Below are 17,376 nucleotides of genomic sequence, written 5' to 3' on the forward strand. Positions count from 1 at the left end.
AAGTTTTTTTTAGACAAAGCTTTGCGAACTTTGTGTTTTTATAAAGTTAAGCTTGGAATAAAACCTTGCGTTCTTTGCGTTAAAAAACAACATAACGAAATTCGATTTTCAAATTTCTCCGAAAACTCGTATATTTGCGCGTAATTTAATCTTAGAGTATGACAAGAATAATTACGCTTTTCTGTATTTTTATAGCACAAATCGGCTTTTCTCAATCAGCTGAGAGTTATTTAGAAAAAATCAGAAATAATGAAGCTCTCTTAACAGCTTTCTTTCAACAAATGCCTAAAGGAGGCGATTTACACCACCATTTTTCGGGATCAGTTTATGCAGAACCTCTTTTGGAAAGAGCCATTGCAGAAGACTTTTATTTAAATCTGGAAACGATGGCCGTTTCTAAAACCAAACCCGTAAACGGAAATTGGGAAAACTTTTCATCTCTTAAAAACAAAGGAAAACTAGAATATTACGAACAGCAGATTATGCAAACCTGGTCGGTTAAAGATTATAATGGTGCTGTTCCTTCTGATGATCAGTTTTTTGATTCTTTCATGAAATTTGAACCTACAATTCAAGGTCATTTTGCAGAAGGAATGCTTGAGTTGAAAAAGCGTGCCATTGCAGAAAATGTTACTTATATCGAAACACAATTATCAACAATTCCGTGCGATATGAATGTTTCTGATTTAGCTGATTTCAATACAAAACTTCGCCTGGCTGCAGAACAGAAAGACGAAAAAACAGTTCTAAAACTTTTGGACGAATTGAATAAATCACTTCAACAAAAAGAGGCTAAAAAATATGCTGTCGATTTCAACAATAATTTCATAGCAAAACTGCACAAAGATTTAAAAATGGATGACGAAAAATTTACCATGCGTTATCAGAACTTTGTGCTTCGTTTTATGGAGCCTGTAGATTTGTTTAAAAATCTGGTTATTGCTTTTATTTCGTCAAGCGAAAGCAAACTGACTGCAGGTGTAAACATCGTTTCTCCAGAACATGGCGAAAATTCTATGAAAGATTACTGGCTACACATGGTGATGTTTAAATACTGCCACTCTAAATTTCCTGATGTAAAATATACACTTCACGCAGGAGAATTGACTTTAGGTTTGGTTCAGCCAGAAGAATTGACTTGGCATATCAACGATGCAATTTATGTTGCAGGAGCAAACAGAATTGGTCACGGGGTTGATATTGCTTATGAAGCCAATTCGTATGATTTACTGAAATATATGTCTAAAAACAATATTCCGATTGAGATTAATTTAGTGAGCAACGAATTCATTTTGAAAGTAAAAGAAAACAGACATCCGTTTACGCTTTACAAAGAGTTTAATGTGCCAATTGTAATCAGCACAGATGATGCGGGAATTTTAAGAAGCAGCATGACAGAGCAATATGTTTTATTGGCAAAAAGATATCCTGATGTAAATTACGAAACGATCAAAAAATACGTTTACAATAGCATCAATTATAGTTTTATTCAAGATGCATCAGTTAAAAAACAATTAATTAAAGATTTAGATAGTCGTTTTAAAACTTTTGAAGCGAAGTTTTCTAAAAACTAAAACGTCAATTTGCACGAAAGTTTCACGCAGATTTCAAACAGATTTAAGCCGATAATCACAGATTCTTTTTAAACAAAACAATAAAAATAAAATCAGCCAAATCTGCTAAATCTGCGAGAGTATAATTTTTTCCCGCAGATTTAGCAGATCAAGCAGATAAAATTCATTTAAATATGATTCTAGAAGCAGCATTTCTATATGTAAAACCAGAATTAGCTAATTCATTTGAGGCTGATTTTGCAAAAGCAAGTCAATACATTTCATCGATTGATGGCTATTTGGGACATCGTCTAGAAAAATGTCTTGAAGTTGAAAACAAATACCTCTTACTGGTCGATTGGAATACGCTTGAAGATCATACAGTAGGCTTTAGAACTTCTGAAGCATATTTGGAATGGAAAAAGATTTTACATCATTATTACGAACCTTTTCCAATTGTAGAACATTTTGAAACGGTTTTTGAGAATAAAAAACAATAAATTGCTTTGCGTAAAAAATTAAACACATAGAAACATAGGCATAATTGTTTCCGTTTAAGATTACAGAAAAAGCAAGCTTTAACACATAGCTATGTGTATTGCAGTTAGTGAAACGCCTTTTACAGACAAAAAAAAACTATGTCTCTATGTGTTTAAATTACCGCAATTCGTGGCAAAAACTTAGCAAATGAACATCAAACTCATCGCAATAGGCAAAACAGATAATAAATCGCTTCAAACTTTGATTGACGATTATACCAAACGTTTGTCTTTTTATATCAAATTTGAATTGGAGATTATTCCAGACATTAAAAACGTAAAAAACTTATCTGAAAGTCAGCAGAAAGAAAAAGAAGGCGAACTGATTCTTTCAAAACTTTCAGCGACCGATCAATTGATTTTATTGGACGAAAACGGAAAAACATTCTCAAGTGTTGGCTTTTCTGAAGAATTACAAAAGAAAATGAATTCTGGAGTCAAAACTTTAGTTTTCGTAATTGGCGGTCCTTACGGATTTTCTGAAACAGTTTATAAAAAAGCACAAGGAAAAGTTTCGCTTTCGCTAATGACGTTTTCGCATCAAATGGTTCGTTTATTTTTTATAGAACAATTGTACCGAGGATTTACTATTTTGAGAAACGAACCTTATCATCATCAATAAATCCCCACATTCCTTTTATTGTAAATCAAAACCTACAAATAACTGTGAGTCAATAATTTAAAGCTTAAAAAACAAGAATACTAAAAAATAAAGGCGTAAATTTATAGTGCTTTTATTAAATCCTAATAAAATTTAATAATTATAGTTTTTTAACCAATCATTTTAACCTAAAAAGCATATAATTATGAAATCTTTACTTCATTTTTCAGCAGTTTTATTATTGCTTTTTATTGGAATTTCATGTTCCAATAGCGACGACAATAATAGTTCGACACCAATTACTGTAACATTTAGTTCGAGTTTGGCTCCTCCAAGTGGTGTAACCTCATCAGCTTCTGGTAGCGCAACACTTAAATTAAATCAAACTGCCAAAACGTTTGAAATTACAGTAAGCTATTCAGGGCTAACACCAACACATGGTCATATACATGCTGCAGACGGTTCAATTGTAATTCCGTTTTCTGATGCAAGTGTGTCTACTTCTCCTTTTACTGTAACTGGCTCTATAACTAGTGCACAAATGGCAGAACTATTGATCAATCATTACTATGTAAACTTACACACCACAGCTTACCCCAATGGCGAAATCAGCGGTACACTTATAAAAACAGGTACATCTGGCGGAGATGGTGGCGGCGGTGGCGGTGGCGGTTACTAAAACCATAAAATCTAAAAAACAAAAGCCTTTCTTGATTGAAAGGCTTTTTATTTTTATTTAAATTTCTTTAAAAAATAAATTCTACTGGAAGCTTATCAAGATTGTAAGTCACATGTTTGTGCAGTAAAATTTTATATTGAATGTATTCTTCATAACTCATATTCTTATCAAACAAAAATACCAGATTTGGCACTCTATCAAATTTTATACTGTAAAACTGCTGCAGTATTTCTGATATTTTTATTTCCTTATTTCCCATAAAAACTTGCTTTTTTCCTTTTTTAAAATAAACTACAAAACTTCCTGCAGTAGGTTTCTCCATTTTATAAAACACTTTCGTGAAAGGCAAAAAGGCTAAATTCTTTCCAATAGAATCTGCATAAGAATAATAGTTCTCAGATTCTTCGTTTTGATGCATCTTTTCGTTACGCTTTTTTTCCTGCATTTTTATTACCTGCGGAATTACTGCTTTTAACGGCAAACGTTTGTCTATATTCAAAATCCAATTGGTTGATATAATAGCACTTTTTCGATTCAAATCGGCAATTGTGTCTTTCCCATCAATTTTGAAAAAGATGTAAATTGGCGAATGATCTTGTATATCTTTTACAATTGAAACATTTGATTTTGGTAATAAGACATCTTCTTTTTTTCCGCAGGAAAAAAGAAGAAAAGCTATAATTATAGTAATGTATTTCATAAATATATTTTTCATTGTAAATTCTACTCCACTTTATAATCACCCTCTTTTAGCATCGGAAACCAATGCGTCAAATTTGCAAATCTCATTATATGATAACAGTCGTAACCTGCTAAAAGCACTTTTTTTGAGGTAAGAATTAATCTCGTTTTACTAGGTAAGCAACCAAATTTAGCTTCGTAAATTGATAACCCTTCAAAGAAATTGTTCAAAATATAAGGAGTATTTCTAGTTCCTTCTCCATATTGAAATACTGAAGTGATTATTTTTACCATCATTTCAAAATAACGATTGGCTAATTCCTCATTTCCAAGCCGTTTGTATGCGTAAGATAATTCTTTATGTCCCGTAATATTGTTCGGACTTTGCTTTAGAATTTCTTTAGCAGTAATAATTGCTTCATTATAGTTTTTCTCTTCATTCAATTTATATACTTTAGTGGCTAAACTATCTAAGTAAGTAGGGTTTATTGAGTTGGACTGAATTTTATATCTAGTCAAACTTATTATTTGCGCCGTGGTTATTGCTGCAGTATCTAATTTCTGAAGCAGCGTTTCTACATTTTTATAATAATAAATTGAATGTGGATTTGTTGATTCAGAAATTGATAAATTAAAACTTTTAACGCTTTTTTGAGTATCTTCCTTGTATGCTTCAACAGGTTTTTTTACCTCTTTTATTTTTGCTGTGCTTTTTTTATCTCCCTTGTTATCTGTATAAGAAGGATCTCCATAAATTAAATCTTTAGTTTTAGTATTTTTCTTTGGCGGCGGCGGTGGCAGTGGTGCTTGGGCAAAGCTTAAATTAACTAGAAAACAAATAAAGAAAACAAAGTGTTTTTTATTTTTCATTTAATATCAAATTAAAAAAAGGATAATTTAAGAATTCATTTTATTAAACAAAGTAACGCATTCAACCGCTTCTTTTACATCATGAACACGAAGAATTTTAGCGCCTTTTGTCAAAGCAATTGTATTTAAGAATGTTGTTCCGTTTAAGGCTTCTTGCGGTGTAATATCAAGCGTTTTATAGATCATTGACTTTCTTGAAATTCCAGCCAAAACAGGCAATTCCAACAAATTAAAAAGTTCCATTTTTTGCATTACTTCATAATTCTGATCGGTAGTTTTAGCAAAACCAAAACCTGGATCTAAAATCAAATCGTTGATTCCTAAAGCTCTTGCTTTCTTCACTTTTTCAGAAAAATAAAAAAGCATTTCTTTTATAATATCTTCATATTGCGTCAAACTCTGCATCGTCTGCGGATTACCGCGCATGTGCATCATAATATACGGAACATTATAATGTGCAATTACATCAAACATTTTTTCGTCCAATTCTCCAGCAGCAATATCGTTTATAATTGCCGCGCCACTTTCTATACTTGCTTTTGCGACTTCAGCTCTAAAAGTATCAATAGATAATAAAGTCTTTGGAAAGTGTTTTAAAATTAATTCAATTGCTGGAACAATTCGGTCGATTTCTTCTTGTTCTGAAACAAATTCAGCGCTCGGCTTGCTTGAATACGCTCCAATATCGATGAATGTTGCGCCTTCTGAAAGCATTTTATCTACCTGCGAAATAATTTCGTTTTCATTTTTATATTTCCCTCCATCAAAGAAAGAATTTGGAGTAACATTAAGAATTCCCATAACTTTAGGAATTGACAAATCGATAAGTTCTCCTTTACAGTTAATTGTCATTGTTTGTTTTATTTTGTTTCAGGTTTCACGTTTCAAGTTGATGCAGATTACGCAAGTTCTGGAACGAAAAACTTGAAACCTGAAACTTGAAACATTTTTCTGTTTCAAGTTGTCCGTTAACACTTTGTTTAGAAAAAACTTGAAACAAAGCGAACCTTAAACTTGAAACTCTTAAAAAATTATCCTTATTTTTGAAGAAATTTTAGCAAATATACAGCATATAAATGAAGAATACTTCCCAAGAGTTTGATAATGTTATTGCGGTTTGCCGCACGTTGTTTATCAATAAAATGAAAGATTATGGCAGTGCGTGGAGAATCTTAAGATTGCCATCGCTTACAGATCAAATTTTTATAAAAGCGCAAAGAATTAGAAGTTTACAAGAGAACGAGGTTCGTAAAGTGGATGAAGACGAAAAAGGAGAATTTATCGGAATCATCAATTATTCTATCATGGCTTTGATTCAGTTAGAACTTGGCGTTGTAGATCAGCCAGATCTTGACGTTGAAAAAGCAACTGAATTATACGATGCTAAAGTAAAATTAACCAAAGATTTAATGGAAGCCAAAAATCACGATTACGGCGAAGCTTGGCGTGATATGCGTGTAAGTTCTTTAACCGATTTGATTTTGCAGAAACTCCTTCGCGTTAAGCAAATTGAAGATAATAAAGGAAAAACAATTGTATCTGAAGGAATTGATGCTAATTATCAGGATATGATCAATTATTCTGTTTTTGCTTTAATCTTAAACCCAATTACTAAGTAAAATTCCAAATTTTAAATTCCAAATTCCAATGCTAAACTTGGAATTTGGAATTTGAATTTTTAAATATTCATTATGAAAAACATCATTACTCAATTTTCCCGATTATTTGTCGGTGTACTATTTATCATTTCTGGATTAATCAAACTAAACGATCCTGTTGGATTCTCTTATAAACTGGCTGAATATTTCAGTGAACCCGTTTTCAATATGCCATTTTTAGAACCATTGGCTTTAGGATTAGCGATCTTTTTAGTGATTTTAGAAGTAGTTTTAGGTGTAATGCTGTTGGTTGGCTATAAATCAAAACTAACAATTTGGGCTTTACTTTTATTGATTGTTTTCTTTACTTTCCTTACTTTCTACTCTGCTTATTTTGATGTAGTAAAAGATTGTGGCTGTTTTGGAGATGCTTTACATTTAACGCCTTGGCAATCATTTACAAAAGATGTTGTTTTATTATTTTTTATCTTGATTTTATTTATCAATAAAAAATTAGTTAAACCTTTGTTTTCTAAACTTGTTACCAATATTATCGTATTGATTAGTATTATTCTTTGTGTATTGATGGCGGTTTGGGTTATCAATCATAATCCTATCAAAGATTTCCGTCCTTACAAAGTAGGAACAAACATCGAGAAAGGAATGGAAATTCCAGAAGGAGCTCCAAAATCGGTTGTAGAAATGATTTTTATCTACAAAGTAAATGGTGTTGACAAAGAGTTTACAGAAAAAGATTTAATGAATATTCCTGAAGGTGCTGTTTTTGTGGATCGTAAAGACAAAATAATCACTGAAGGCTACATTCCTCCTATTCACGATTTTACTATGACAAAAGATGATTCTGACTATAAAGAAGAATTATTAAAAGAGCCTAAACTATTAATCTTTGTAACTTACGATTTGAATTTATCAAATCCAGAAGGAATGAAAAAATTAGCAAAAGTCACAGCAGATGCAAAAGCAAAAGGTTACAAAGTAATTGGAATGACTGCTTCTGGGGCTGACGAAATTGCTAAAGCTAAAAAAGATTACGCTTTAGACATCGATTTCTATTTCTGCGACGGAACAGCTTTAAAAACAGTCGAAAGAGCAAATCCAAGTATTGTGGTTGTACATGACGGAACTATCGCTCAAAAAGTACATTATAATGATGTAGATGATTTGAAATTATAATATTTCAAAAAAATATAAATTTTAAGAACTCCAATTCAAATGAATTGGCGTTCTTCTTTTTGAGAAAACTCCTCCACAAAGAAGTAAGAAAAATATTAAAGTGATTATTAAGTTTATATATTTGTTAAAACCAATTAAAAAAACAAAACCTTTTTATGAGTTCACTTCAAAAAATCCTCTTTGTATTCTCCTTTATTTTTCTTTCAAACATCACATTTAGTCAAGAAAAAACTATCAATAAAGACCAACGTTACATTTTCTTTTTTCACAACAAATTTGTTGAAGAAAATGATTTAAATGCAGTTCATCCAGAATATGGCAGAGCAGAATATAATGAAATTTTAGAATCTTATAGAAAAGATGGTTTTATTGTTTTTAGTGAAAAAAGAAAGAAAAACACCAATTCTGCCGAATATGCCGAGAAAATGGCCAAACAAATCAAAAAGCTTATAAAGAAAGGCGTTTCACCAAATCATATTACAGTAATCGGAACGTCACAAGGCGGTTACATTGCTCAATTTGTTTCAACTTATCTCTCCAATCCAAATGTGAATTTTGTTTTCATTGGATGCTTTAGAGATGTTGATATTCAAGAAATTCCAGATATTAATTGGTGCGGCAATATTTTAACCATTTATGAAAAATCAGATATTTACGGAGTTTCTGCCATTAAAAGAAAAGAAACTTCGAAATGTAAAATAGCACATTTTAAAGAAATTGAACTGAACACAGGCCTAAAACATGGCTTTTTGTACAAAGCGGCAGACAATTGGATTGCTCCAAGCAAAAAATGGGCAAATGGCAATTATGAACTAAATTAAGCATTCAGAAAACATAAAAGAAGCCTTCAATAATTTTGATTTTATTGAAGGCTTTTTTTTTGAAATCTGACGTTTTTTTGATTAAAATCTTTTTCTAAAAATAATTTTTTTATCATTTTTTTATTTGCAAAATACCTCCATTAGAAAAAAACACCATTTTTCATCTCTACTATTACGATTTCAAAACACTTTTTTCAACCAAAAAACGTCGTTTTGTTACAAAATAAACGACTCTTCAAATTTTGTTAATGTACAATTGGCATTTCATTTGTTTGTTTAACTTTGTGAATTCAGTACCCTAATAAAAAATAATTTTAGTAAAATATGAAACAATTAGTCCTAGCCGTAATTGCATTTATTTCTTTTTCTTGCACACAAGCTCAGAAAACAGCTTTTTCTAAAGAGGCTTTATCTGAGAAATTACTAGCCACTGACGGAAGTCAGGTTACCTTCAAAAACATCTTAAAAAAATACAAAGGCAAAACTTTGGTTATTGAAGTTTGGGCATCTTGGTGTGGTGACTGTGTAAAAGCAATGCCAAAATTAAAAGAATTACAAGCTAATAATCCTGATGCATCTTACTTGTTTATTTCGGCTGATAAAACTGCTGACAAATGGAAAGCTGGAATTGAAAAACATGAATTGAACAAAGGTGATCACTACATGATGAACGATGGCATGAAAGGACTTTTTGGAAAAGCTATTGACTTAGACTGGATTCCAAGATACATTGTTGTTGACAAAACTGGTAAAATTGTTCTTTATCGTGCAATAGAAACTGACTTTGCTAAAATCGACGAAACTTTAAAAGGATTGAAATAATCTTTCAAAAACAATAACAATGTCAAAATTCAATTGCGATTTTGACTCCCTTCAAAAAACAAAAAATTAAAAAATAATAAAAACTACCAAAATGAGAAAATCGATTGTTGCAGGAAACTGGAAAATGCATAAAAATGCTGCACAGACTGAAGAGTTATTAAACGAATTAATTGCTAAAATTCCAGCGAAAACAAATGCACAAGTAATTGTAGCTCCAACTTTTGTAAACTTACAAGCTGCTGCTGCAAAATTAAAAAATACAACTATCGGAGTTTCTGCACAAAACGTTCACCAAGCTGAAGGTGGTGCTTTTACAGGAGAAATTTCTGCAGATATGCTAACTAGTATTGGCGTTAACACAGTAATCTTAGGTCACTCTGAGCGCAGAGCCATTTTTCACGAAACAGATGCTTTAATCGCAAACAAAGTTGATACAGCTTTAAAACACGATATGACCGTAATTTTTTGCTTCGGAGAAGAATTAAAAGACCGTCAGTCTGGAAATCACTTCAACATTGTTGAGAACCAATTACGTGATGGAGTTTTCCATATCGCCAAAGAATCTTGGTCTAAAATTGTTTTAGCTTATGAGCCAGTTTGGGCTATTGGAACCGGAGAAACTGCTTCGCCAGAGCAAGCTCAAGAAATGCACGAATTTATTAGAGAAACTATCCGTAAAGCTTTTGGAGCTGAAATCGCTGATGAAGTTTCTATTTTATACGGTGGTTCTGTAAAACCAGAAAATGCTAAAGAAATCTTCTCTAAACCAGACGTAGATGGTGGTTTAATTGGAGGCGCTGCTTTAAAAGCTGACGATTTCTTAGCAATTGTTACAGCAATCTAATTTTTAGATCTAAGATCTAAGATTTTACAAAAAACCATTCGCTGTGCGAATGGTTTTTTCGTTTTAGAATTTGGAATTTTTAAATTGAAAATTTATAATTTAAGGATTACCTTTGCAAAAATTTTTATTTATGTCAAACATCTATTTAGGATATCATTTTACAATTGAGCCGAAAGAATTGGGTTCTGAAATTTTAGTGGCTGAATTGGGCGAAAAAGCGTTTGAAAGTTTTACAGAAACAGAAAACGGAATTTCAGCTTTTGTGAAAAAGGATTTATGGGATGAGAATATTCTAGATGATATTTATATTCTACAATCTGAAGAGTTTAAAATTGAATATACGATTGAAGAAATTGATCAGGTAAACTGGAACGAAGAATGGGAAAAGAATTTTGAACCAATTGATGTTGACGGAAAATGCCATGTTCGCGCTCCTTTTCACGAAAAAACTGATGCTGAATTTGATATTGTAATTGAGCCTAAAATGAGTTTTGGAACTGGGCATCATGAAACCACTCACATGATGATTCAGCATTTGCTGGAAATGGACGTTAAGGGCCTTAAGACTTTAGACATGGGTTGCGGAACTGCCATTTTAGCTATTCTGGCTGAAATGAAAGGAGCTGAACCAATCGATGCAATTGATATTGATAATTGGTGTTATTTAAACTCAATTGAGAATGCGGAACGCAATAATTGCAAACACATCAGCGTTTATGAAGGCGATGCGGCATTATTGGCAGGCAAAAAATATGATTTGATTATTGCCAATATCAACAGAAATATTTTATTGAATGATATGCAAGCGTATGTTGATTCTTTAAATCCAAAAGGAATAATTCTTTTTAGTGGTTTTTATGAAGAAGACATTCCGTTTATTGATGCTTCATGTGTTGAAAAAGGTTTAACTTATGTTAAAAAGTTTCAAAGAAACAACTGGGTATCTCTAAAATACGTAAATTAGATAATTGATAATCAACCCAGTACAAAAAAACATAAAACTATGAGTACTAAAGAAAAAGTAAGAGAAAGAGTTCGCGAAAAAGAAGCCATTGCTTTTAATAACGAGATCATTGTATATAATGATGATGTAAACACTTTTGATCACGTAATCGATACTCTTATGCGTGTTTGCGACCATACGGCTGAACAAGCTGAGCAATGTTCTTTAATCGTTCATTACAACGGAAAATGCACTGTAAAAACAGGGCCAATTGAAAAACTTAAACCTCAATGCACACAACTTTTGGAAGCTGGTCTTAGCGCCGAAATTGTCTAATTGATTCATAATTAAAAAACGCATTCTGTTTTATTCTACATTAGAATTGAATAGAATGCGTTTCTATTTCTATAGATTTCAGCTCCTCCCAAAAAAACTGTTGCAAAAAAAAAATAGAGATCAATAACTCCAATTCCGTTTATTTTTCTTTTTCAATTGTCTGAGAATCCTCTCTCTATTTAATTTATTTTAAATCAAAATACCATATTAATACGCTTTATTTTATCAATAATTTAAAAAAGCATTCGATTTTATTCTATATTTGAACGAAATAGAATGTTTTTTTTATGGAAGAATACGGAAAGATATTGATTATTGCAATGCCGGTTTTTTTAGCCTTAATTGTTATTGAAAAAATTTATGGCATTTATAAAAAAAATGACACCGCTCCATTAATAGATAGCGTATCTAGTATAAGTTCTGGAATTACCAATTCAGTTAAAGACGTTCTAGGGCTAAGCGTAACTTTTCTTTCTTACGAATGGCTAGTTTCTAAAATTGCATTCCAGCATTTAGAGACCAATGTTCTCTCCTATTGCATTGCTTTCTTTGTTATTGATTTCTACGGGTATTGGAGTCATCGACTGGCACACCAGATTAACTTTCTTTGGAACAAACACGCTATACATCACAGCAGCGAAGAATTTAATCTTGCTTGCGCACTACGTCAGCCAATTGCCAGTTTAGTTAATCTCTTTACTTTTTTATTGATACCAGCTGCGCTATTGGGCGTTCCTGCTTCTGTAATTGCTATTACGTTGCCTATTCACTTATTCTTGCAATTTTGGTATCATACCAAACACATAAAAAAAATGGGCTTTTTGGAGCATATTTTAGTAACTCCTTCACACCATCGCGTGCATCATGCCATTAATCCGGAATATTTGGACAAAAACCATTCGCAGATTTTCATTTTTTGGGATAAACTTTTTGGCACTTTCCAAGAAGAATTAGACGAAGTTCCTCCTGTTTTCGGAATTACGAGACCTGCCAACACATGGAATCCAATTAAAATAAATTTTCAGCATTTGAGCTTACTCATAAAAGACGCCTGGCGTGCTCCAAAGTGGAAAGACAAATTCACTATTTGGTTTAAACCAACAGGTTGGCGTCCTGAAAATTTTGAAGAAAAATATCCCGTAAACAAAATTGAAAATGTTTTTAATTTTGAGAAGTACGGCACACAAAATTCTCAAAAATTAATATATTGGTCTGTTGCACAAGTTTTAATAACATTGCTATTTGTAAGCTATTTGTTTGATAATATTGCCAAAATTGGTCTTCCAAATATTTTTATCTATGGCTTTTTTATTTTTATAACCATATATAGCTACACAGAGTTAATGGACAAAAATCGACATGCCCTTTTATGGGAAGGTATTCGACTAGGAATTGTAGTTTGTATTATTGGTTATTATGGAGATTGGTTTGGTTTAAATCATGTAATTCCAATTAGTAATTATATTATTTTTACCTACCTGATCTTATCTTTTTTAACTACATTTTATTTTATAAATTTTGATTTTAAAACCAACCAAAACCAATATATCAATTCATAACCCCTATTATGAGAAATTCTTCTTTTTTTAAACTTTATGCAGTATTTAGTATCGTTTACCTGTTTATTCTACTTTTAGGATACGAACGTTTCGACCTTTTTCTTAAACCCATTTTGATACCAATTATCGGGTTTGGCGCTTATTTTTACAGAAAATTTCCGAGTCAGAACATTTTATTGGCTGCACTTACACTTTCATGGCTTGGAGACGTTATTTTGCTTTTTACAGATCTTGGCGAGATTTATTTCATTTTAGGGTTAGTATTTTTCCTGATGGCACATATTATCTATTGCATACTTTTTAATAAACAGAGAAGAATTAGAAAAAAACAAAACAAACCACTTTTTATATTTGGCAGCATTCTTATTGCCGTATATTTAATTGGAATGATTTCTGTTTTAATGCCTCATTTAGGAGATCTTGAAATTCCTGTTTCTATTTACGCTTCGATAATCTCAATCATGCTTTTATTTGCTTTCAACGGATTTTTGGTTTGGGAAAAACCAGGAAACCAGCTAGTGTTTTTTGGTGCGCTTTTCTTTGTAATTTCAGATAGCATTTTGGCTGTAAATAAATTTTATGTCCCAATTCCCAAAAGCTCTTTTTTTATCATGCTAACTTATCTTCTGGCACAATATCTGATTGTAGTTGGTGTTTTAAAACTAAATCCGAAAAAAGTAGAGCAAACAGTTTAATCTTCCAACAACCTCAACCATGAAAAAAATAACTCTTTTAATTGTTTTATTAATCAGCGCTTCCTCTTGTGTAAGCACAAAATCGACATTAAAAAATGTTGACGACAATGCGCCAGATTTGATTTTAAAAAAAGATAATACTTTTTCTATAACACAATTTGCCAAAGACAAAAAGTACGGTTACGATCCTGACTATCCTATTAATATATTTTTTCAGAACACTAACAACGAAGCTTTAAACGAAACTCGTTTCTTAAACGCTTTAGCTGGCCCAAATGGCGAAAAAATAACGTATTCCAGATTAGAAACCTGCTGCCCTTTTCCGACTAAAAGAAGCAATATGGGGGCTGGGTTTTTGAATGTTTATGAGTTGAAATGGGATGGGCAAAAAAAGCCGATTAAGCTTTATTTGAATGTTTATGAAAAGGGAGTTTTGATGGTTCCAGTAGGATTGAGGTTGAAACAATAAATCATCAAAGTATAAAATTATACTTGAAATATTGCCTTTTATATTAATTCTGCTTCCTGTATTATTTCAACTAACAATAGGAACTAAAACAATCTATAAACCAATTTCGCTTACACTTAGTTCTGTAACTTGGATTAGCATTATTTCTTATATTTTGTTCTCTATTATTTCTTGCTATATTGTCAATTACAATTTTTCAAAACAATACGAACAATATCCAAACCCAGTAAGATGCGGAATGCCTCTTTTAGGCATTGTTATGGCTTCTTTCTTTTTACTTCTTATTCTGATTTTGATTATTGCAATACAATTTTTGATCAAAAGATGGAGAGAAAACAGATCAAAAAAAGAGGCCGTTCAAAGCTAAAAAACAGCAATAAACTGCAAAACTTTAAAACATGATAAATGTCATCTATTAGTTTCTTTTCATGCTTTAATATTGTCTCGGAAAAAGCATTTAATCATTCTAAAGAAATTTTAGCAATTCGTCAATTCTACTTAGCTCCTAGTCAGTTATTCGACTTCTTAAAATAATCTTAAATCTTCATCTGCTATTCATAAATCATAACTACCTTTGCATTGCAAAAAAATAATTTTATGAACTTACAACATATTCCACAAATTAAGCATACTGATAGCGGAAATTTCTTTTTATTGGCGGGGCCTTGCGCTATTGAAGGAGAAGAAATGGCTCTTAGAATTGCTGAAAAACTAGTTGGTATTACCGACAATCTTCAGATTCCTTATGTATTTAAAGGATCTTTCAAAAAAGCAAACCGTTCTAGAATTGACAGTTTTTCTGGAATTGGTGACGAAAAAGCATTAAAAATCTTAAGAAAAGTTTCAGAAACTTTTCATGTTCCAACTGTAACAGATATTCATACCAATGAAGATGCTGATATGGCTGCACAATATGTAGATGTATTGCAGATTCCGGCTTTCTTAGTTCGTCAGACTGATCTTGTTGTGGCTGCTGCTAACACAGGAAAAACGGTAAACTTGAAAAAAGGACAATTCATGAGTCCAGAAAGCATGAAACATGCTGTTCAGAAAGTTTTAGACTGTAATAACGAAAATGTTATGGTTACAGATCGCGGTACTATGTTTGGCTACCAAGACATGATTGTTGATTTTAGAGGTATTCCTACTATGCAGCAATATGCTTCTACGGTTTTAGACGTAACTCACTCTTTACAACAGCCAAATCAAACAGCTGGAGTAACTGGCGGAAGACCTGATATGATCGAAACAGTGGCTAAAGCGGGTATTGCAGTTGGTGTTGATGGTATTTTTATCGAAACACATTTTGATCCTGCAAATGCAAAAAGTGATGGCGCTAATATGCTTCATTTAGACTATTTTGAAGGTTTAATGAACAAGTTGGTAGCCATCAGAAAAACGGTAAACGCCTTTTAATAATTATATAATACTTAAGTTCTTTGAAAACAAAAATTTTAGTTTTTCTTCTTGCTTGTGTTTCTTTAAACACCTTTGCTCAAGAAGAAATACCTGTACAAAAATACGCTGCACACAACAAAGGTAAATTCTTTGTAATGTGGGGCGGTAATAGAGAAAGCTACTCAAAATCTGATGTAAACTTTAGAGGTAAAGATTACAATTTTACTGTTGAGAATATGGCGGCTCATGATAAACCAAAAGGATGGCATGTAGACTATGTTAATCCTGTAAATATGACTATTCCTCAAACTAATTTGAGATTAGGATATTTTTTCAGTGATCATTATAGTGTTGCAATTGGTGTTGACCACATGAAATATGTAATGTCACAGAATCAAATTGCAAATGTTACCGGAAACATCAATTTGCCTTCAGATGATCCTGCATCAATTTACAATGGTAATTACAACAATACTCCTGTCGATATGTCTCAAGGAGGAGCCAAAGAAGGTGGTTATGGCAATGGTGAAATAAATGTAAATGGTCCAGCTTTTTTAATGTACGAACATACAGATGGTTTAAACTACATTAATACGGAAGTTTCTAGATTTGATGATGTTTCTAAATGGTTTGGCTTACCAAATATTGATAAAGTCCAGATTAACTTAACTGAAGGTATTGGCGCTGGGGTTTTATATCCAAAAACCAATACTACAATTTTAGGTAAAGAACGTCATGATGACTTTCATGTTTCTGGTTATGGGGTTTCTGCAAAAGCAGGTCTTAACATTACTTTTTTCAAACATTTTTATGTGCAAGGAGAGTTAAAAGGAGGTTATATCAACATGCAAGATATTAAAACTACTACAAGTCCTGAGGATAAAGCTTCTCAGCACTTTACTTATTTCCAACGAATCATTGCTGTTGGAGGTATTTTCAGAATCTAATATTTCGCAAAATATATTTAGAAAATAGCTGTCATTTTATTTGGCAGCTATTTTTTTTATCTTTTACTTTGCAACTCAAAGTACTTTAAATTATACTTTATGAAATTCAAAAAATATCTATTCCCGATCATTACTTTTATCATAAGCTTTGGCTGTGCGCTATTTGTTGCTATAAAAGTTTTTCCAAATAATCCATTTACAGGAAACAAAGAAGAAAAAGAAAAAACAATTGCTTCTAAATTTAAAGATGGTGATCTTATTTTTCAAACTTCGGAATCTAAACAATGTGAAGCCGTTCGAATTGCAACGAATTCTAAATTCTCACATTGTGGCATTATTTACGATATTGATGGAAATTGGTTTGTTTTTGAAGCCGTTCAACCAGTAAAACTTACTCCTCTTGAAGATTGGATTAAACATGGAAAAGACAACAAATATGTGGTAAAAAGATTAAAAGACGATAGCGTTTTAAGTCCACAGGTTTTACAGAAAATGAAAGATTATAGTCAGCAATTCGACGGTAAAGAATATGATGCTTATTTTGAATGGACGGACAGCAGGATATATTGTTCTGAACTGATTTGGAAGATTTATAAAAATGCTGCAGGAATAGAATTATCTAAGCTTAGAGAGCTGAAAGATTTTAATTTGCAAGATCCAAGAGTTCAGAAAATACTAAAAGAACGTTACGGTAACGATATTCCGTTAGAGGAAAAAGTCGTTGCTCCTTCTGATATTGCCGATTCTACTATATTGAAAACAGTCGTAGACACTTATTAATATCTTAAAAAGCTAGTCTTAATTCATTCTAGCTTTTTTATTTGCTA

General features: G+C 31.9%; 21 protein-coding genes. 18 read left to right on the top strand and 3 right to left on the bottom strand.

Going from position 1 to position 17,376, the window contains the following annotated elements:
- The first annotated feature begins 158 nt into the window (after positions 1–158).
- From RB618_RS08170 to RB618_RS08185, 4 genes are all read left to right on the top strand, one after another.
- Positions 159–1,574 (top strand): adenosine deaminase, encoded by a 1,416-nt coding sequence (locus tag RB618_RS08170; protein ID WP_308068304.1) that lies wholly within the window; start codon positions 159–161, stop codon positions 1,572–1,574.
- A 173-nt stretch (positions 1,575–1,747) separates the two neighbouring features.
- A complete protein-coding gene (locus RB618_RS08175; RefSeq protein ID WP_308068305.1) occupies positions 1,748–2,053 on the top strand; it encodes an antibiotic biosynthesis monooxygenase in 306 nt (101 codons plus the stop codon).
- A 187-nt stretch (positions 2,054–2,240) separates the two neighbouring features.
- A complete protein-coding gene (rlmH, locus tag RB618_RS08180; RefSeq protein WP_111283719.1) occupies positions 2,241–2,714 on the top strand; it encodes a 23S rRNA (pseudouridine(1915)-N(3))-methyltransferase RlmH in 474 nt (157 codons plus the stop codon).
- Between the two features lie 184 nt (positions 2,715–2,898).
- A complete protein-coding gene (locus RB618_RS08185; protein WP_308068306.1) occupies positions 2,899–3,372 on the top strand; it encodes a CHRD domain-containing protein in 474 nt (157 codons plus the stop codon).
- Between the two features lie 67 nt (positions 3,373–3,439).
- Here RB618_RS08185 and RB618_RS08190 read toward each other — a convergent pair whose 3' ends face one another.
- The 3 genes from RB618_RS08190 to folP are packed head-to-tail and all read right to left on the bottom strand — an operon-like array spanning position 3,440 to position 5,775.
- The gene (locus RB618_RS08190) at positions 3,440–4,072 is read right to left on the bottom strand and encodes a hypothetical protein (RefSeq protein WP_308068307.1); all 633 of its coding nucleotides are present in this window, start codon (positions 4,070–4,072) and stop codon (positions 3,440–3,442) included.
- Between the two features lie 23 nt (positions 4,073–4,095).
- Positions 4,096–4,923 carry a DUF4919 domain-containing protein gene (locus RB618_RS08195; protein ID WP_308068308.1) on the bottom strand — a complete coding sequence of 276 codons (828 nt, stop codon included), beginning with the start codon at positions 4,921–4,923 and terminating at the stop codon, positions 4,096–4,098.
- A gap of 27 nt (positions 4,924–4,950) precedes the next feature.
- Positions 4,951–5,775, bottom strand: coding sequence for a dihydropteroate synthase (gene folP / locus RB618_RS08200; RefSeq protein WP_308068309.1), 825 nt, complete (start codon positions 5,773–5,775; stop codon positions 4,951–4,953).
- Positions 5,776–5,999: 224 nt separating this feature from the next.
- Here folP and RB618_RS08205 point away from each other — a divergent pair, with 224 nt between their 5' ends.
- The 14 genes from RB618_RS08205 to RB618_RS08270 all read left to right on the top strand — a co-directional run bounded on the left by RB618_RS08205 (position 6,000) and on the right by RB618_RS08270 (position 17,329).
- Positions 6,000–6,542: a DUF1599 domain-containing protein gene (locus RB618_RS08205; protein ID WP_111283711.1), complete on the top strand. Its 543-nt coding sequence runs from the start codon at positions 6,000–6,002 to the stop codon at positions 6,540–6,542.
- Positions 6,543–6,614: 72 nt separating this feature from the next.
- Positions 6,615–7,715, top strand: coding sequence for a BT_3928 family protein (locus RB618_RS08210; protein WP_308068310.1), 1,101 nt, complete (start codon positions 6,615–6,617; stop codon positions 7,713–7,715).
- A 155-nt stretch (positions 7,716–7,870) separates the two neighbouring features.
- Positions 7,871–8,536 carry an alpha/beta hydrolase gene (locus tag RB618_RS08215; protein ID WP_308068311.1) on the top strand — a complete coding sequence of 222 codons (666 nt, stop codon included), beginning with the start codon at positions 7,871–7,873 and terminating at the stop codon, positions 8,534–8,536.
- 324 nt (positions 8,537–8,860) lie between these two features.
- Entirely contained in the window at positions 8,861–9,358 is a 498-nt protein-coding gene (locus RB618_RS08220; RefSeq protein ID WP_308068312.1) for a TlpA disulfide reductase family protein, read from the top strand.
- Between the two features lie 91 nt (positions 9,359–9,449).
- Positions 9,450–10,202: a triose-phosphate isomerase gene (gene tpiA / locus RB618_RS08225; protein ID WP_012025485.1), complete on the top strand. Its 753-nt coding sequence runs from the start codon at positions 9,450–9,452 to the stop codon at positions 10,200–10,202.
- A gap of 130 nt (positions 10,203–10,332) precedes the next feature.
- Positions 10,333–11,166: a 50S ribosomal protein L11 methyltransferase gene (gene prmA / locus RB618_RS08230; protein ID WP_308068313.1), complete on the top strand. Its 834-nt coding sequence runs from the start codon at positions 10,333–10,335 to the stop codon at positions 11,164–11,166.
- A 39-nt stretch (positions 11,167–11,205) separates the two neighbouring features.
- Positions 11,206–11,481, top strand: coding sequence for an ATP-dependent Clp protease adaptor ClpS (locus RB618_RS08235; RefSeq protein WP_095927736.1), 276 nt, complete (start codon positions 11,206–11,208; stop codon positions 11,479–11,481).
- 287 nt (positions 11,482–11,768) lie between these two features.
- Entirely contained in the window at positions 11,769–13,040 is a 1,272-nt protein-coding gene (locus tag RB618_RS08240) for a sterol desaturase family protein (RefSeq protein WP_308068314.1), read from the top strand.
- 8 nt (positions 13,041–13,048) lie between these two features.
- The gene (locus RB618_RS08245) at positions 13,049–13,735 is read left to right on the top strand and encodes a lysoplasmalogenase (RefSeq protein WP_308068315.1); all 687 of its coding nucleotides are present in this window, start codon (positions 13,049–13,051) and stop codon (positions 13,733–13,735) included.
- 19 nt (positions 13,736–13,754) lie between these two features.
- The gene (locus RB618_RS08250; protein WP_308068316.1) at positions 13,755–14,204 is read left to right on the top strand and encodes a 2-dehydro-3-deoxyphosphooctonate aldolase; all 450 of its coding nucleotides are present in this window, start codon (positions 13,755–13,757) and stop codon (positions 14,202–14,204) included.
- 31 nt (positions 14,205–14,235) lie between these two features.
- Complete coding sequence (locus tag RB618_RS08255) at positions 14,236–14,571, top strand: hypothetical protein (RefSeq protein ID WP_308068317.1); 336 nt, start codon at positions 14,236–14,238, stop codon at positions 14,569–14,571.
- 230 nt (positions 14,572–14,801) lie between these two features.
- Complete coding sequence (gene kdsA / locus RB618_RS08260) at positions 14,802–15,620, top strand: 3-deoxy-8-phosphooctulonate synthase (protein ID WP_111376987.1); 819 nt, start codon at positions 14,802–14,804, stop codon at positions 15,618–15,620.
- Positions 15,621–15,643: 23 nt separating this feature from the next.
- On the top strand, positions 15,644–16,549 hold the full coding sequence (locus RB618_RS08265; protein ID WP_308068318.1) for a hypothetical protein: 906 nt from the start codon (positions 15,644–15,646) through the stop codon (positions 16,547–16,549).
- Between the two features lie 99 nt (positions 16,550–16,648).
- Positions 16,649–17,329, top strand: coding sequence for a YiiX family permuted papain-like enzyme (locus RB618_RS08270; protein ID WP_308068319.1), 681 nt, complete (start codon positions 16,649–16,651; stop codon positions 17,327–17,329).
- Positions 17,330–17,376 lie beyond the last annotated feature (47 nt).

Origin of the sequence: Flavobacterium sp. LHD-85 (assembly GCF_030929595.1) — a bacterium.
Classification (GTDB): Bacteria; Bacteroidota; Bacteroidia; order Flavobacteriales; family Flavobacteriaceae; genus Flavobacterium.